Origin of the sequence: Dyadobacter pollutisoli (genome assembly GCF_026625565.1) — a bacterium.
Lineage (GTDB): Bacteria > Bacteroidota > Bacteroidia > Cytophagales > Spirosomataceae > Dyadobacter > Dyadobacter pollutisoli.
This window is the reverse complement of sequence record NZ_CP112998.1, coordinates 329,390-346,657: the sequence shown is the minus strand read 5'-3', so window position 1 is coordinate 346,657 and position 17,268 is coordinate 329,390. Positions and strand designations below refer to the sequence as shown.

The 17,268-nt window shown below is 46.8% G+C and carries 15 protein-coding genes; 9 read left to right on the top strand and 6 right to left on the bottom strand.

All coding sequences use genetic code 11. The features are described 5' to 3' along the window. Nucleotide 1: 1 nt before the first annotated feature. Both ON006_RS01560 and ON006_RS01555 read right to left on the bottom strand, forming a co-directional pair. A complete protein-coding gene (locus ON006_RS01560) occupies nt 2-775 on the bottom strand; it encodes a ThuA domain-containing protein (protein WP_244823355.1) in 774 nt (257 codons plus the stop codon). Between the two features lies 1 nt (nt 776). Further along, nucleotides 777-2,555, bottom strand: coding sequence for a glycoside hydrolase family 9 protein (locus ON006_RS01555; protein WP_244823354.1), 1,779 nt, complete (start codon nt 2,553-2,555; stop codon nt 777-779). A 180-nt stretch (nt 2,556-2,735) separates the two neighbouring features. On the opposite strand from ON006_RS01555, the gene ON006_RS01550 reads away from it, so the two are divergent. The 8 genes from ON006_RS01550 (at nt 2,736) to ON006_RS01515 (ending at nt 11,032) form a co-directional block, all read left to right on the top strand. After that, nucleotides 2,736-3,155, top strand: a complete 420-nt coding sequence (locus ON006_RS01550; protein WP_244823353.1) for a PTS sugar transporter subunit IIA — start codon at nt 2,736-2,738, stop codon at nt 3,153-3,155. After that, on the top strand, nt 3,148-3,618 hold the full coding sequence (locus tag ON006_RS01545) for a PTS sugar transporter subunit IIB (RefSeq protein WP_244823352.1): 471 nt from the start codon (nt 3,148-3,150) through the stop codon (nt 3,616-3,618). The genes ON006_RS01550 and ON006_RS01545 overlap by 8 nt, the downstream gene beginning before the upstream one ends. A 151-nt stretch (nt 3,619-3,769) precedes the next feature. After that, nucleotides 3,770-5,383, top strand: coding sequence for a PTS system mannose/fructose/sorbose family transporter subunit IID (locus ON006_RS01540; protein WP_244823351.1), 1,614 nt, complete (start codon nt 3,770-3,772; stop codon nt 5,381-5,383). A 7-nt stretch (nt 5,384-5,390) separates the two neighbouring features. Further along, nucleotides 5,391-7,130 (top strand): phosphoenolpyruvate--protein phosphotransferase, encoded by a 1,740-nt coding sequence (gene ptsP, locus ON006_RS01535; RefSeq protein WP_244823350.1) that lies wholly within the window; start codon nt 5,391-5,393, stop codon nt 7,128-7,130. A gap of 31 nt (nt 7,131-7,161) precedes the next feature. Beyond that, nucleotides 7,162-9,159, top strand: coding sequence for a copper amine oxidase (locus ON006_RS01530; RefSeq protein ID WP_244823349.1), 1,998 nt, complete (start codon nt 7,162-7,164; stop codon nt 9,157-9,159). A gap of 44 nt (nt 9,160-9,203) precedes the next feature. Continuing rightward, nucleotides 9,204-9,470: an HPr family phosphocarrier protein gene (locus ON006_RS01525; RefSeq protein WP_244823348.1), complete on the top strand. Its 267-nt coding sequence runs from the start codon at nt 9,204-9,206 to the stop codon at nt 9,468-9,470. Further along, nucleotides 9,467-10,207, top strand: coding sequence for a 6-phosphogluconolactonase (locus tag ON006_RS01520; RefSeq protein ID WP_244823347.1), 741 nt, complete (start codon nt 9,467-9,469; stop codon nt 10,205-10,207). The genes ON006_RS01525 and ON006_RS01520 overlap by 4 nt, the downstream gene beginning before the upstream one ends. 450 nt (nt 10,208-10,657) lie before the next feature. After that, complete coding sequence (locus ON006_RS01515) at nt 10,658-11,032, top strand: hypothetical protein (protein ID WP_244823346.1); 375 nt, start codon at nt 10,658-10,660, stop codon at nt 11,030-11,032. Between the two features lie 168 nt (nt 11,033-11,200). On the opposite strand, the gene ON006_RS01510 is transcribed toward ON006_RS01515, so the two are convergent. Continuing rightward, the gene (locus tag ON006_RS01510; RefSeq protein WP_244823345.1) at nt 11,201-11,632 is read right to left on the bottom strand and encodes a hypothetical protein; all 432 of its coding nucleotides are present in this window, start codon (nt 11,630-11,632) and stop codon (nt 11,201-11,203) included. A gap of 315 nt (nt 11,633-11,947) precedes the next feature. Between ON006_RS01510 and ON006_RS01505 the strand changes: the two genes are divergently transcribed. After that, on the top strand, nt 11,948-12,415 hold the full coding sequence (locus tag ON006_RS01505; RefSeq protein ID WP_244823344.1) for a GNAT family N-acetyltransferase: 468 nt from the start codon (nt 11,948-11,950) through the stop codon (nt 12,413-12,415). 6 nt (nt 12,416-12,421) lie between these two features. On the opposite strand, the gene ON006_RS01500 is transcribed toward ON006_RS01505, so the two are convergent. The 3 genes from ON006_RS01500 to ON006_RS01490 form a co-directional block, all read right to left on the bottom strand. After that, entirely contained in the window at nt 12,422-14,683 is a 2,262-nt protein-coding gene (locus tag ON006_RS01500; RefSeq protein WP_244823343.1) for a heavy metal translocating P-type ATPase, read from the bottom strand. 79 nt (nt 14,684-14,762) lie between these two features. Continuing rightward, nucleotides 14,763-15,923, bottom strand: coding sequence for an acetyltransferase domain-containing protein (locus tag ON006_RS01495; RefSeq protein ID WP_244823342.1), 1,161 nt, complete (start codon nt 15,921-15,923; stop codon nt 14,763-14,765). A gap of 64 nt (nt 15,924-15,987) precedes the next feature. Continuing rightward, nucleotides 15,988-17,202, bottom strand: a complete 1,215-nt coding sequence (locus ON006_RS01490) for a DUF418 domain-containing protein (RefSeq protein ID WP_244823341.1) — start codon at nt 17,200-17,202, stop codon at nt 15,988-15,990. Nucleotides 17,203-17,268: the final 66 nt, after the last annotated feature.

Sequence of the window (17,268 nt, the reverse complement as noted above, 5' to 3'; positions counted from 1 at the left end):
CCTAATGCAATTGTCCGCCCAGCCACAGCATACCATCCGTGATCATCCTGTTCTGGTCTGAATTAGAGAGTACTTTATTGCCGTGGCCAAAATTCATGTACAGCATTTTGTACCGCGTGTTGGTCCATACCACCGGCGTGTCACCAGCCGAAAGGTAAGTCTTCACACCCAGCGGATATACTTCGGGCGCAAGCGAAACCAGCACTTTTACGTCTTTATCCAACCGCGGACTTGGTTTCCATTGGTACCATTCCGTCACCGGCGAATCGTAGGTTTTAGGCATTCGCTTCGTCACTGGATGTTCCTGATTCTCCACATTCACCTTTGCAGCCATGGGTGGCCAGTTGTTGCTATGAAAAACCGGGCCGCCCAGGAAATCCAAAAACCACGGCCAGTTTGAACTCTTATCATTATACCCCGCCACATGAAATCCGAGCCACGCACCACCTTTTTGAATGTATTTTTCAAAAGCAGCTTTCTGTTCGGCCGTATGCGGTGAATCATTGAGCCACACTATTACCTGATAATTACTGAGATAAGTATCATTCAAATTCGTCCAATCTGTGGTCGCGTCGAAAGAAAAGTTGTTTTGCTGAGCCATCAGCCGCAGGAAATACAATGCATCATTCGCAAACAAAACATGGTCCATTTCCACGGTCGTGTTGTAGAACGCGACGACCTTGAAGTTGGGTTTCTGGGCGTAGGAGGCAGTCGTAAAAAGGACAGCAAACAGTAGCTGAGGAAGCAGTTTAGATATGACTAAGTTCTTTTTCATTTCACTCTTCCGCCATCGCGGTGATAGCCTGTAAAAACCATGCTGCATGCGGGATCCATTGTTCTGTCCAACGCCATTCGTTGCCGTTGTCGCGCGGTTTGTAATCAATTCCGCTTCCGTCGGCATTGTCGTCTTTACCGGTAACCCCATTGGAAATCCCGCCACGCTCGGATCCATGCCCGTACATGGACTTCATATAAGGCATGTTGTTCCGGCCAAATTTGTACATAAAACACGCCTCATAAGGGTTACCACCCAATATCCAGGACACTTGCCGTGCTGCAAAGGCAGCGAGCGAATCGGTAGTACCCAGACCTCCTTTGGCAGGATATACCAGCTTCCCGCCGACCAATGCTGCCGTAGCCAGCGATCCAAGTCTCGCATTTTCACCCTGCCACCACCAGCCGCTTTCGTTTTCATGCGGGATAAAAAAGCCGCTTTTTACATTTCCTTTAAACAAAAAAGACTGGCGCGCATAACCAAAAGGATTGCTCACTTCGCCCGTCACTTTCAGGTTGTAGTCCAATGCTTTTTTCACTGTATTCAAAGAGGCGGTTATCAATGCAGGATCGTTTTCGATTTTCAGATATCTACACAAAGCCACAATGGGTAAGCCAGCATCCGATGCGTGCCAGAATGGTCTGTTGGCATCATTTGCGATGAAATAACCTGCCGGTGATAAGCGTTTTCCGAGATTTTTGGCACGTTTCCTCGCTTCGTCCCGGTATTCATTTTCGCCCGTCGCCATCCAAAGCTCGGTAGCGCCCATTAATGCACAATAATCGTCTAGGACATTCTCCTTACCATCATCGCAATATTTGAGATTATTAACCTGCAAATGCGCAAATGCCTTTTTTGCCGCCGCCAGATATTGTTCCGATGTAAAATCACCATTCATTTTCCAGCGCGAAATCCGTGCAAGTGCCGCGATACCCATGCCTCCGCCCTCGCGATACGCACATTGATATTTGTCAGTCGTGACGCTGTTAGCATTTAAACCTACCACCCGCCGTGCTTTCGGATCGGGATTGAAATAACTAAAAATGGTCATGTAAAAATAGCCTTCCTCAGAAAGCGACCGCACAATGTAATCCGCTCCATACAATGCCTCGCGCTTCATCGAATCCAGCACATTGAGCTCTGTAAGCAGTTTTGGGATACTTTCAGCCGCATTTTCCATCGACCAGGTACAGAGCGGGATCTGCTGCTGGGACATAAAATTGGCATAGGCCAAATGTGAAAAATACTTGCTGATATCGCCCGAAGCATCGTCCCAGCCACCACGTAAATCAACCGTTTTATCACTTCCAAACAGCGTGATCGCTTTATCGGCGATCAATTCCTCTGGCTTATCCGCCCTTTGCTTATTGTAGTAATGAATAATCGACGGGATCAGAAGCTTGGCCAATGCCTTATCCCCGATCTGAAATTCGTCAGAAACATAAGTAATGCCTTTTGCAGTGATTTGAACCTTATATCTGCCCGGCTTTTTGAAAGACGAAAAATCAATGCGGTAGTATACCTTACCGGGAAACCATTCCTCAATTTTCATTGCTGCCGAAACCGCGCCTGAAAATTCTTTTTTAGTAGTGCCCGGAGCAATCAGTTCAAATGCTTTCACACCTTCCAGCTCACCCGGATCAGCCGAAATGACCGCCGTTTTTGCACCCCGACTATCAAATCCGACCTGATTGACGTGAATGATGATATTAGCCCTGGTGTGATTTGAAAAAATAATGAATGTCAAAAAGAAGGAAAGCCAAAAGCTGAGTTGTTTCATGGAATGCAGGACGGTTATTGCTTATAAAAAAGACAGGCACGTAAACTTATACTCTACCAAACAAGATTTACACTATTTGGAAAATCAGCAGACTAAATAGTAACTTACTGGCCTGATTCACAGAATTTTCGGTATACCTAAGTCACCGGGCGCAAAATAAACCAGAATAGGATAAAATCAATGCGAAAATTTTTGATCGCCACCCATGGCACTTTTGCAAAAGGCGCCCAGTCATCGCTGGATATCATCATTGGCCCGATGGAAAATGTATTTCTGATACAAGCTTATGTAGAAGAAAGCAAGGGCATTGAGGAAGAGCTGGCGCTGATCATGGAAAATATTTCCGACGACGACGAGTTGGTCGTTTTCACCGACTTAATGGGCGGCAGTGTCACCAATCAGATTTTGCGCAACGCCCTCCAATCCAATGTACACGTCGTTTCCGGTTTCAATCTGCCGCTGCTGGTCGAGATCCTGCTTGCCGACACTGAAGAACCTGTAAAAGAAGTAATTGCCAATGCGATTTCTGCCGCCAAGGAGCAAATCGTGTATGTGAACCAACTATTAACACCCAAAGAAGAATCCGATTTCGATGATTAAATTACTGCGAATAGACGACCGGCTGGTTCACGGGCAGGTTGCGCTTACCTGGACGCCCTCGCTCGGGGCCGACTGTCTGGTAGTGGCCAACGACAAAACCGCGAAAGATGAATTCCTGAAAATGACCATGAACCTGGCCAAACCGGCGACGGCCAAGCTACTGATCAAATCGCTGGACGATACTATTAAGTTCCTTTCGGATGAACGGAGCAAGAATATGAAAATATTCGTACTCGTCAATTCCGTGCCGGATGCCGCGGTTCTGGCTAACGCAATTCCTGAAATCAAGTCGATCAATTTCGGCGGAATCCGGGGAAAAGAAGGTTCGAAACTTATTTCAAAGGCCATAGCAGTGAATGATGACGATATCGCAGTCATCAAAGAATTGCTCGCCAAAGGCATCGAGCTGGAAATCAGGCAGGTTCCGACGGACAAGGTGCAACTGGTGGAGGCGCTGATATGACAAACAAAAGGGGTCATTTATTGTCATTTATTGTTTTGCCCCGACGCCAGACAATCAATGACTTCAGGTGACAATAAATGACTATAAGTGACCACAACTGACAATAAGTGATCCAAAATCACTCCCCTAACCTTCTAACCCGGATGAACAAGTGCTCCTAACCCATTTCCTCCTGACATTGATTGCCATGTTTGGTCACTCGGAAGATTTTCTGGGTACTACTTTACTGAGCCGACCGCTGGTTTTGGGGCCGCTCGTCGGGCTGGTACTGGGTGACATTCAGCAGGGAATAATCATCGGCGCTACATTGGAGCTGATCTTTATGGGTAACATTAAAGTCGGAGCGGCGATCCCGCCTGATGTGATCACCGGCGGCGTATTGGGCACCGCGTTCGCGATTATGTCGGGGAAAGGTGCAGCTGTGGCACTTGCACTGGCCGTCCCGATTTCCATTCTGGCTGAAATGATCATCAGCGGACTGTTTGTTTTCAGACCGGTTCTGAACAAAAAATTCGAACGTTATGCCGAACAGGGCGATTACAAAGGCGTTCAGCGGTTGCATATCCTTTCGGGTTTGCTGAAACCCTTGTTAATGGGCGCGGTAACGCTGCTTGCATTGATGTTAGGCTCCGATGTGGTCCGCACATTCGTTGATACCATTCCGCCGTGGGTGCATTCGGGTTTGCAGGTGGCAGGTAACATGCTGCCCGCGCTGGGTTTTGCTTTGCTAATGAACCTGATGTTCAACAAAACGGTCGCGCCTTACTTTTTTCTGGGCTTTATCCTGACCAGTTATCTCAAATTACCGATGATCGCCCTCGGCGGCCTGGGCGTGATCATTGCGCTCATCGTCACAGGCATCACACATAAAGAAGTACCCGTGGCGAGCGCAGACAGTGATTTTGATGATAATTTTGACGATTTTAGTACAGAACAAACATTGCCCGCCCCAACTACATTAACATCAGTTTTAACCAAAAAAGATATTCGCAGCCTGTTCCTGAGATCAATGGCGCTGGAAGCAAACTTCAACTTTGAAACCTGGCAGAATACCGGCTTTGCATTCTCGATCATTCCGGTGCTGAAAAAGCTCTATACCACCAAGGAAGCGATGGCCAGTGCGCTGAAAAGGCATTTACAGTTTTTCAATACCGCCCCGCACGGTTCCACGCTGATCATTGGTATCTCGGCAGCTATGGAGGAACAGAATGCCAGGGAGCCGGACTTTGACGAAGAGTCTATCAATTCTGTGAAACTGGGCTTAATGGGGCCGCTGGCAGGTGTTTTTGATTCTCTGTTTTGGGGAACGGTGAAGGTGATCGCAGCTGGCGTGGGCACCTCGCTTGCATTGCAGGGAAGTTTGCTCGGGCCGGTTTTGTTCCTGCTGATCTTCAATATTCCGCATTTGTGGCTTCGGTACAAACTTACTTTTATCGGCTATCAAACCGGTACGCGGCTTTTGCAGGACCTTTCCAAAAGCAATGTGATGGATAAGCTGAAATCGGGCTCGGCGATATTGGGATTAATGGTAGTAGGTGCGATGCCTGCGCTTTTAATGTCAATCAAAACACCTTTGAAAATCGGTTCCTCTGATGCTGCCGTGCCGGTACAAGGTATTCTGGATCAGATTGTTCCAAACATTCTGCCTCTGGCATTGACATTTCTGGTTTTCTATTTTGTAAAAAAGAATGTAAAAACCACCTACCTCTTACTGGGATTGCTGGTTTTGGGTTTTGCAGGAAGCGTACTGGGCTTGTTTATCTGACGATCGCATGGAATTGAAAGTTACCCCGACGATTAAAGGCATTGGTGTTTCACCCGGAATCGCCATTGGAAAGGCACATGTAATCGAAAAACAAAAGACTGTTTTAACTGGCCAGCTGCTCGACAATGAGGATGCAATCCAAATTGAAATGGATAAATACGACCTCGCCGTGAGTAAATCCATTGAAGAAGTGGAGTTGCTGATCGCGCAGGCCGATGAAACAGTTACTGCAGAAAGCCTTGAAATTCTCGAAACACACATTGAATTCCTAAGCGACCCGCAGATCCGGGTCGACGTTTTGGAAAAAGTCAGTACTGAAAGAAAAATTATCAGCGACGCTCTGATTGAAGTAATTACAAAGCTCGTGGGCATGTTTCAGGCGATGACGGATGGGTACATGCGTGCCCGGGCGGCGGATGTACAAGACATCGGGGACAGGATTTTGAAGAATCTGGGACTGCCCGTTTCTGCAAGTAACCACTCGATCGAACCAGGCTCCATTCTGATTGCAGAAGACATTTCGCCTTCCGACACCATTGCTATCGACATTAAAAATGTCGCTGGTTTTGCGACACAAACCGGCGGCCCGACTTCGCACGCTGCGATAGTAGCAAAAGCAAGAGGAATACCGGCCGCCGCAGGCTGCGGAATAAATTTGTCCCACATTCGAACCGGCGACCTGTTAATTCTGGATGGGTTGACGGGCGAAGTGATCCTTCATCCCGACCATGAAACATTAACACTATATATCTCAAAAAAAGAAGATTACCTGCGCAAATCAACGCTAATGAAAGCATTGAAAAACGTCCCGTCTTCAATGGTCGATGGCCGCCCCATCTCACTCGTCGCCAACATTTCCGAAGCCGCTGACATGGATCAGGTTTTTGAAAATGGAGGTGAGGGCGTCGGCCTATTGCGTAGCGAATTACTTTTTATGGGCCGGGATTCATTTCCGGGAGAAGAAGAGCAATTTGATTTTTACAAAAAAGTAGCCTTAAAATCTCAGAATAAGCCGGTTACCATTCGGACGATTGACATTGGCGGCGATAAACAACTGCATTATTTCGGTCTGCCGCAGGAGCAAAATCCATTCCTGGGCTACCGGGCGATACGGATCTCGCTGGACCGCAAAGATCTGTTTATAGTTCAGTTGAAAGCTATTTTAAGAGCCAATGTTTTCGGGGACCTTCGGATTATGTTTCCGATGATCAGCAATGTGCAGGAGATACGGGAAGCAAAAAAAGTGCTGGAAGCGGCGAAAGTCGAACTGATCAATGAAGGCACCGCATTCAATCCCGATATCCAGGTTGGTATCATGATTGAAATTCCCTCGGCGGCGGTCATGGCGGATATTCTTGCCAAAGAGGTAGATTTTTTTAGTATTGGCACCAATGACCTTGTACAATATACGCTGGCCGTGGACCGAATGAATGAAAAGGTGTCGGCATTGTACGACCCATTCAATCCGGGCGTCTTGCGGCTGATCAGCAATGTGATCGAGCAAGGCCACAAACACAACATTCACATAGCCATGTGCGGCGAACTCGCTTCCGATCCGCTGGCGACTTTGCTATTGATTGGAATGGGCCTCAAAGAGTTCTCAATGAGTGCCGTTTCGATTCCTTTTATCAAAAATATTATTATCAACAGCTCTTTTTCAGAGGCGAGGGAAGTGTATTTGAAAGTGAATGAAATGAGCGATTCCGACGAAATTAAAGCGTATTTGAAAACTTTACTGCCCATTTAAAAACAATCCTATCACTCCTTTAACACCCAAGATGAAAAAACGCGCTACCATTTTCTTCCTGCTTGCATTTACGCTGCTGGGTTATGCCAATAGTTTCGCGCAGCAGACGGCCATGCAATACCGGCACCCGCTCGACCCGCTGGATTCGATGGAAATAAAGCTGATCAAACAGGTTCTTTTGCAGGAAAACAAGATCCGGGCTGACAGTAGCAGTTTGTTCAGCATCATCAATCTCAAAGAGCCTCCGAAAGCGGAAGTACTGGCTTATAAACCGGGCGAAACTTTCAGGCGGGAAGGTTATGCAATGGTTTATGATTTCCCGTCGAATACATTGGCGAAGGCCGTTGTGGATTTGAAAACAGGCAAACTGCTGTCCTTTTATAAAATTCCGGGCAAGCAGCCGGTTGGTTCTTTCAAGGGAGATACCATTGTCTCGGAAATTGTGAAAAACAATAAAGAATGGAATGATGCTTTGCGGAAACGGGGCATTAACCCCGATTCGGTGAAATCGCACCGTGGTACTTTCGCGGCGGATATTGGTTTGGCGCCGGTCGGTCATCGTGAAAGGATCGTTTCTCCGGCTTACAAGAACAAGGATTTTTATGAAATGCCGATCGCAGGCATTTACGCCTACATTGACATTACCGACAAAAAGGTGCTCAAAGTGATCGATACCGGTAAAGGTTACGACAAACCTACCGCTGTGAGTTATTTTGATGGCAAAAAAATCGTCCCCGACCTGCAAGCGCCCAAGCCCATTGTGATCACCCAGCCAGAAGGCACCAACTACCGGATCGAGGGAAATCAGATCATTTCACCCTTCTGGAAATTCCGTTTTGGCATACATAACCGGGAAGGACTGGTGATCTCAGATGTGCAATATTATGATCACGCCCAGAAAAAATGGCGATACATCATGTACCGTGGCGGGCTGGCCGAAATGATCGTGAACTACGGCTCGCCGGATCTGCTGAATGCTGCTAATAATTACTTCGATGTAGGCGTATACCGTTTGTTTCAAAATGTAGCGAGACCGCTTACTTACGGAGCTGACGCACCCGAAAACGCTACATATCTGCCTTCAACCCTGCATAATGAATGGGGCTCGCCATTGAAATCTGACAGTTCGGTCGCCGTTTTTGAAGAATATGGCGGGGTGCTCTGGCGGCATGAAAACCATTCGAGAAAGGCTACCAACCTGGCGATCAAATATTACATTACCGCTGGTAATTACGATTATGGGTTCAAATGGATTTTTAAAGAAGATGGCGTGATCGTGGTCGAAACCGAGCTGAATGGTTACCCGCACGTGCGGGCTGTGAACCGCACGCAGGACATTCCAGCGACTGGTGACGAGACGCATGACGGCAACTATTACGGTACCATTGTGGAGCCGCACGTGGAAGCAAATAACCATCAGCATTGGTTTGTATACCGGTTTGATCTCGATGTGGACGGGCAGCAAAACAGTGTCGGCGAGATGAATACCAGTGCGGTACCGAGAAGCACCGAAAATCCTCTGGGAAGTACTTTGGTTGCCAGAACGACCATGTTTACCAAAGAAAAAGAAGCGCAGCGCGACGCCAACATTGCTTCCAACCGCAGCTGGATGGTGATGAACCACCACGTCATGAACAAGTACGGGCACCATTCCTCATATATGCTCATGCCTACCGCGGGCATCACGCCCCTCCCCGACCGCAACTCGTCGCTCTTCAACCGGGCGGAAGTATTGTACCATCATTTTTGGGCAACACCTTACAATCCCGATGAAATGTATCCCGCCGGCGATTACCCGACTACCAAGCAAAAAGGCCAAGGCTTGCCGGAATGGTCGAAGCAAAATCGGAGCATTGATAATACTGATGTGGTGGTGTGGTACGTGGGCGGCGTGACGCACATTGTGCGACCGGAAGAGTGGCCAATTATGAACCAGCACAGCGTGGCGGTACATCTGATGCCCATGGGTTTTATGTCGTCCAATCCTGTTTTAGGAATGCCCGCTTCCAAACCTGTATCGAAAAAGTAAGTTGAGTGCCTTTTGATCCTTATTAATCCAAATTGAAATTTGATATGATCTCAAAAGAATACACGATCCTCGCCCCAGAAGGAATTCATGCCCGACCTGCCACCGCGCTGGTCAGACTGGTGAAGAAATTCAAATCGGGAATAAGCCTGAAAAAAGATGATAAAACGATCCAGCTCAACAGTATGCTGAACATTCTGGCCTTGTCGACCAAGGGTGGTGATGTGGTTTCGGTGGTGATCGATGGCGAGGATGAAATCGAGGCGGCATCGGCGGTCGATGTCTTTTTTAACGAACAATTAAGTACTTTATGAAAATCACTATTTGCAAAAACGAGCAGGAATTCAACATTACAGCAGCATGGCGGATCATTGCCCAGATGCTGGAAAAGCCCGACGCCGTGATCGGTCTTTCCACCGGACAAACGACCATCGATATGCACGCGATCGTTTCCCATATTTATTCACAATATCCGTTTGACGTATCCAGGATCACGCTTTTCAATGTAGACGAACTCACTAACCTGCCGCGTGAATACGCCGGAAGCTGCTATACGATGATCCTGAACCAGATCGCGGGCCCGCTAGGCATTCCTGACGAAAACTTCATTATGCCGCCCACCATGTCCGACGACTTTGAAAGGGAGGCCAAACTTTTCGAAGAGCGACTGGCCGCTCGGGGTGGCGCCGACCTGCAAATGCTGGGACTGGGTTCCAACGGCCACATCGGTATCAACCAGCCGGGTACCCCGTTCGAAAGTGAAACCTGGGTGTCACCAATGGATCCCGATTTCGAAGCCAGGGTACGAAGAGAAACACAAGTTCCCGAAGGTACTGAACTGGGCGGACTGACGCGGGGCATCAAAAACATCATGCATACCCGCAAGCTGATCCTCATCGCAAAAGGTTTGCACAAAGCCGAAATGGTCGAAAAAGCAATTCTTGGCCCGGTTACCGTGGATATTCCGGCCTCTATTGTTCAAATGCATCCGAATTGTGAGATTTTGCTGGACGCGGATGCGGCGTCGAGGATTAAAAATTCGTATTTTTAAAGGTTATCGTCATTCTGCATTTTATCCCTAACCTGCCGAGATTGGGGCTTGGGAGGTCGTTTCGGGTATTGCTGCTTTTGTAGTAGTTGGGGGTTTCCATACCTCGGGCTGAGGCCGCGGGGTTAATGAGAGAAATTGTATATATTTGTGTGTTTACAAAACGTAAACAAGAAAGAGCGTCACTATACAACTTACAACATCAGGAACATGTTGTACATTTAAATTTAATACACAAAAGCAAACACTATAAAGAATGGAAACACTAGACTATTTCACTAGCGCTATCATTGGTATAGGTATCATATTTTCTATTCTTTCAATAGTTAGGTACCTTTTTAAGTACTCGCAAAGCGATATTGAGCTAACCAATAAAAGAACAGGCAAGACTGTAACGCTCGGCAAACACCCTGAAAGAGGCTTATCTAAAAAGCTTATTGATCTTGTAAATTAATGCCCCCAAGCAAATTCAAGATTAGCCTTAACGACGAAAGTAAGGCAATTGCTACTATCACAACATTTCTTAGTGCCGTAATTCAAAAAGTGCCACCGGAAATTGGCATCAAAGAATACCTTCTAATCTTGTCAGGATTTTTAGGGTATTTCTTGTACCACCTGGGCCTGTCCTGCAAGAATTTCTTTACGACGCACATCAAAAGCGAATTCTCGTTATGGTATGCGTCGTACAGAATAAAAAAATACATTAAGGAGTTTAACGAGGAGAGGTTGAACCCCAATATATCGCAGGAAAGAGTAGCCGAAATTGATGCGGAGTTGAAGAACTACCGCGACCTGCTCAATCAAAAAAGACTTAATACTCTCAAATAAAGCTATTCGAGTCACCCTTTCTGTTTTCCAGAATTGGTAAAATTGCATTGCTGAAAACCTTTGTGATTTTACTGCGATATCGGAACACATGATGCTCCGATATCGCAGTAAATGATCAGTACGAACATTGGAAAACTATAAATTAAACTTCCAACCGGAGGCTACAAATCAGCGTGTTGCAGTCAATGTGAAATCCGTGCCTGAGTCGTCGGTGGCGCTGATGATGATCTTTTTACCTTTGATCTTTGCCACTTTTTCTCCTTCGTAAATCAGATCAATGGTGCCTGAGGTTTCGGAAACTTCGATGTCGCTTACATCGTAAACCATAAACTCTTCATTCGTAGATTTTGAACGGATATTCAGTGATGCGTCAATGGTAGTAGCTGTTTTTTTCGTGATCAGGATATCTCCCTTCAAATTACTTTCGTCAGCTGGTACTGTGCGGCCTTCGAATTCAAGTTCGGAGAAAATATACTTTCCGGAAACGCTCGTTGCCAGATCGGCTGGGGCAACTTCGTCCTTATCCTTTTTACACGAACTAACTGACACGAACAGAATAAGAACTGCGACAATGTGTTTGAGATTGAATAGGTTTTTCATGGCTTTAATGATCTTTTGATTTTGTTTGATGCATCAAAATTATCACGTGACCCGCCGTACCGAAATGGTCTCATACACAGAGTGCTACTTTCATTTCCTCAACTGGCGCGAATTAAGGTTGAAACGTATGGGGTTGATTTACCGGTAAAAACAAAATACGCAGCAAATATCAAGAGACGGCTCTATATTTATGGCCAAAATATCCTGATACCCATGACCAAGAAAACGAGAAAAGCGACGTTCCTGACCTTTGGAATATATGCTATGCGCTCTGAATAGTATTTTGATCATGAACTTCATTAACTAATAAAATAGATGGACATTACATTCAAAATCGCGGAAAGCGATCCGGAGTTTGAACAGGCGAAGGGCCTTTTTCAGGAATACGCCACATTTTTGGATATCGATCTGTGCTTTCAAAACTTCTCCGAGGAATTGGAAAATTTACGAAAGCAGTATTACAAGCCGGACGGTATGCTGCTGCTGGCTTATGTGGATGAACTACCGGCAGGGTGTGTAGGTGTGAGGCAGTTTGACAGCGAGACAGCAGAACTTAAACGAATGTTTGTACGACCGGAATACAGGGGCTACAAACTCGGAAAGGAACTGCTGGAACGTGCCATGGAGGGGGCGAAAGCACTCGGTTATCAGAAAATGAAACTCGATACATTGGCCAATCTGGTGAAAGCGAGGGAGCTCTACGAATCCTATGGCTTCCAGACCACCCCCGCCTACCGTTTCAACCCCTCCGAGGGGGCCATTTATATGGAAAAAATGCTTTAAACCTGCTTAAATTCCGGCCATTTTTAACCTGAGGCTATTGCTCACAACCGATACTGAGCTCAATGCCATTGCAGCGCCTGCAATCATCGGATCGAGTAAAAATCCATTGAATGGATACAGCAGGCCGGCAGCCAACGGAATGCCGATCAGGTTGTAAATAAACGCCCAGAACAGGTTTTGCCTGATTGTTTTCACGGTTTTTGCGGAAAGCAGCAGTGCCTTGGGTACCATGTTCAGATCCGAGGTAATGAGGGTCATTTTGGCAACATCCATTGCGACATCGGAGCCTTTCCCCATCGCAATACTCACATCCGCCTGTGCCAGCGCGTGGCTGTCATTGATTCCGTCGCCTACCATCGCCACTACTTTTCCCTGTGCTTGGAGCTCTTTGATAAAACTGGCTTTTTCGGAAGGCATTACTTCTGCTTTATAGTGGCGTAGCCCCACTTGTGCAGCCACAGCAGCCGCTGTGTGATTATTATCGCCGGTGAGCATGTACACTTCAATGCCCCTGTTTTGCAGCGTTTCGATCGCCTCGGCAGAAGTTGCTTTAATCTGATCGGTGATAGCTACGGCAGCCAGAGCCAGATCCCCGGAGCCAAAGTAAATGACTGTTTTGGCCTGATTTTGCCATTCCCTGGCCTCAGCGCTGAGTTTGTCGCTGATTGCTATCCCTTTTTTATCCATTAACTTTTTGTTCCCGACAAAGTAGCGCCTACCGTCTTTCACAGCGCTTGCTCCCAGTCCGGTAATGCTTTCAAACTGATCAATCGATGTATTTTCAACGCCCTGTTCTTTCAGATCATTCACTACTGCTTCTGCCAAAGGATGCTCTGATTGTGCTTCCATTGCGTACAAAATCTGTTTATACGCAGCCTGCTCCTGATTATCATGCTCCCAAACGATACCGCTCACCGCCGGCTTACCCTCGGTAATGGTACCGGTTTTGTCCAGTATAATCGCATTGACTTTGTATCCTAATTCGAGGCTTTCGGCGTCTTTGATCAGAATGTTATTTTCCGCTCCTTTTCCAACTCCTACCATTATAGCAGTAGGCGTCGCAAGTCCGAGCGCACACGGGCAAGCGATTACGAGTACGGTTACGGATGTGAGTAATGCATGTGTGAAAGCATTTTCACCCCCGAAAATCATCCAAATAATGAATGTTAATATCGCTATCCCGATCACCACGGGAACAAATATGCCTGCAATTTTATCGACCAGCTTTTGTACCGGCGCCTTACTTCCCTGCGCCTCCTGGACCATCTTAATGATCTGTGCAAGGATCGTGTCCCCTCCCACTTTCTGCGCCTCAAACTGAAAACTACCTTTCTGGTTGATGGTACCGGCAAAGACTTTTTCACCTTTCTTTTTTTCAACAGCCACCGGCTCACCGCTGATCATGCTTTCGTCCACAAATGAGCTACCGGAGGTTACCACACCATCCACGGGGATTTTTTCACCTGGTCGCACCACAATCGTATACCCTACCTGCACCTGTGCCACCGGGATTTCCTGCTCAGTTCCATTCACAATGGCACGTACCGTCTTCGGTTGCAGTCCCATGAGCTTTTTAATGGCCGATGAGGTATTGGACTTGGCTTTTTCTTCCAGCAATTTCCCCAGAGAAATAAAAGCAATCACTACCGCCGCAGCCTCGTAATATACATGCGCATGCAATCCTCCCGCATGCCAGAACTCCGGATAAATGGTATTAAAAAGGCTAAACAAAAAGGCGATACCGGTACTCAGAGCGACCAGCGTATCCATGTTGGCCTTGCCCAGTTTTGCCTGCCTGAAAGCATTCACAAAAAACTTCCGGCCCAAAATGAACACGACCGGGAACGACAGTACCATCATAATCCAGTTGGCATAAGGCATATCCATCAGGAACATTCCGATCACCACCACCGGCAGCGAAAGTAATGCTGCCCAGATCGTACGTTTTTTGAGTTGATCGTAATCCCGCTCCTGAGCCTGCTGTTGTTCAAGCTGAGGGTCTTCCGAATCAATGATCAGGTCGTAACCAATGGCACGTACGGCATTTTGCAGGTCTTCGGTTTTAACACTTTTATCATACTCCGCCCAGGCAGTCTGGTTGGCATAATTCACGCCTGCATCCTGCACACCTTTGGTCGATTTTAGCATACTTTCGACGCTCACGGCACAGGCCGCGCAGGTCATACCCAATACCGGAAAAGTTTGCTTTGTAAGCTTGCCAGCAGTGGGTTTCTTCCTATTTATATCTTCACTAATGTAGGTCTCCATGATCTCCAATTATTTTATACAAAGATAACAGGAGCCGTGCTGCCCTTTTTTACACAATTAGGGCTGTGTTTTACATGATTTATAAATAGCTCAGCCACCATTGTTCCTTGTGGCTCTGCTTGTACATGTCGAACCATTTACAAAGTGGATAAAGCATTAAAATGATCCCGATCCAGATTAAATAGACGATCGCGAGATTGAAACCAAAGCCGTGAAGCTCGATCTCAAACTGCTTCTGGATCATACTCTCCCAGCCATAACCTGTAAGTTCTGCCGCGATCATCCCCGAAATACGGATGGTGTAGAGGTGTAAAATGTAGTAGAAAAATGGCACTCGACCGAAGACAGAAAAGAAGTCCACCGCTTTTCCCCGCCACTTTTCGGAGTTGGCCAGAAACAGGAATGCGAATGACAAGGTCAGCAGCAAATAGGAAAGCGACGGCGGATATTTGTCGACATTGAGGAACGACATCATCGTTCTCACCGGGGACTGCAGGTGCGTCCAGGGAACCGGGTCTCCGTATACATTCGCCCATCGTATCCCAATGAAAAGCATGATCAGGGCAAAACCAATGGTACTAAACAGTTTCTTCCTTTGCCCGGGGGCAATGGACGCATCATAAAACTGACCGAAATAGTAACCCAGCGCCATGACGGCAATCCATGGAATGATTGGGTAAACGACGGTAAGCGTCATATTAGCTGAAATTTTCGTGGCGTAAACTTCATGCAAAATCGCCCACCAGACATTGTTCAAATGAATAGTATCCAGCATGTTATGACCGGCTATGAGCAGTAGTGAAATGACCAGAATTGCATTTTTAGGAAGGTATATAAATCCTGCAAGAAAAATCATACTTACCCCCAAAACCCAGATCACGGCCAGATCGATATTGGTGAAATCTACATTGAGATACCAGGCGAATGCAATGATGGTCAATTCCATCAAAATCAGCCATAAACCACGCTTGATCAAGAACATTGAAAGATCAGTCTTCGATTTTCGTTTGCCGGACATAAATGCAGAAATACCGGCAAGAAAACTGAATGTAGGGGCGCAAACGTGCGTCATGATCCGCGTGATATAAACCGGAATGGTCGCATTAGCAGGATTACTGACATCGAAAAATGCAGCCGATTGATAGAAATAGTCTCTGGTATGATCCAGAGCCATCAACACCATCACAAACCCTTTCAGAAGATCAATAGATTCGATACGGTTTTTAGTTAAAGAGGTCATTGTTGAGGGGGATTTATTTGACCATTGACGATTAACAATGGTCGGCGGTCAATGGTCACAAACCCTAGATGCGAAATGGCTGCCATTTTTTATACGTCAGTGATCGCCAGATCCATTCCATGGGGCCGAATCGGAAGTACCTGATCCAGATGTGGCTGAAAATGATTTGGAAAGTGTAAATCGCGAAAGCGATTAACGCTAATCTGGCGGGACCGATCTGCGCTTCCAGAGCCAGACCGTAGCTCATGAAAATACAGGCGCAGATCAATGACTGCATGATATAATTGGTGAGTGCCAGTTGCCCGACGGGAGCAAAGACCATCAGTCGCTTTTTCCAGCCCGGATTTTCAAATAACAATGCAAAAATCGCAGCATAGCAAAGCGCCAGTCCCGGTACACCAAATGCATATACCAGCGGTTGAATGATACCCGTCGGCTCAAAATCATAGTATGCATCGGTGGTCATCATCATCGCCAGCACAATGTTGCAGGGAATCCCGATCACCGCTCCCCAGATCATTACTTTACGAATAAGGGGGCGATGCGCAGCGATATTAGCATAGATCATGTTTCTTGAAATATAAAAGCCAATGAGAAACATTGCCAAAACCCTGAAAAACCTGCCCGTAAAAAACAAATCGGGATATCTGGCGACAATCAGCCCGCCGATATTCATTTGCATGATTTCGGGATAGCTTCCTGTCCGGAAAGTAAGAATGACCTGATCAAAAAACCGCGGACCTTCTTCGACAACAGGAGCAGGCGGATTCGCGGAATGAATCGCCCACATGATCGCATACTGGGCGATCGGGATCAGCATCAGGATTACAGCGCCGCGCAGGAGGACCTTATCAGATGATTTCCTGAAAAGCAGGAGCACAAATCCTGTCAAAGCATAAACCGTCAGAATGTCGCCCACGTACAAAAGAATGGCATGCAGCAAGCCGAGAACGAACATAATAACCAATCGCCTTCGGAATCGTGCGGTGAAATCGGTATCCAATGCCGAGGAACGTTTCATTTGCAGGGCAAACCCAATCCCGAAAAGCATTGAAAAAAGTGAATAGAATTTCCCATCGATCAGGAAGTGTTCGATCCATTCAGCAATGTGATCAATTTCGGCTGTTCCCAACGCTTCTATCCCGGCCTTTGATAAGAAAAAGTAACCGGAATGGCTGACCATATTGGCCAACAAAACGCCCAGTAACGCAAAACCCCGGAGGACGTCGAGCAGGCTGTGGCGTTCGGTCGGGGCGGTTGGTTGTACAATCTTCTCCATTTTTATGAATTTAGGGTCGCTTACTTATTCAATCTAATTCTCCGCGTAGCCACGATTTCCGACTTT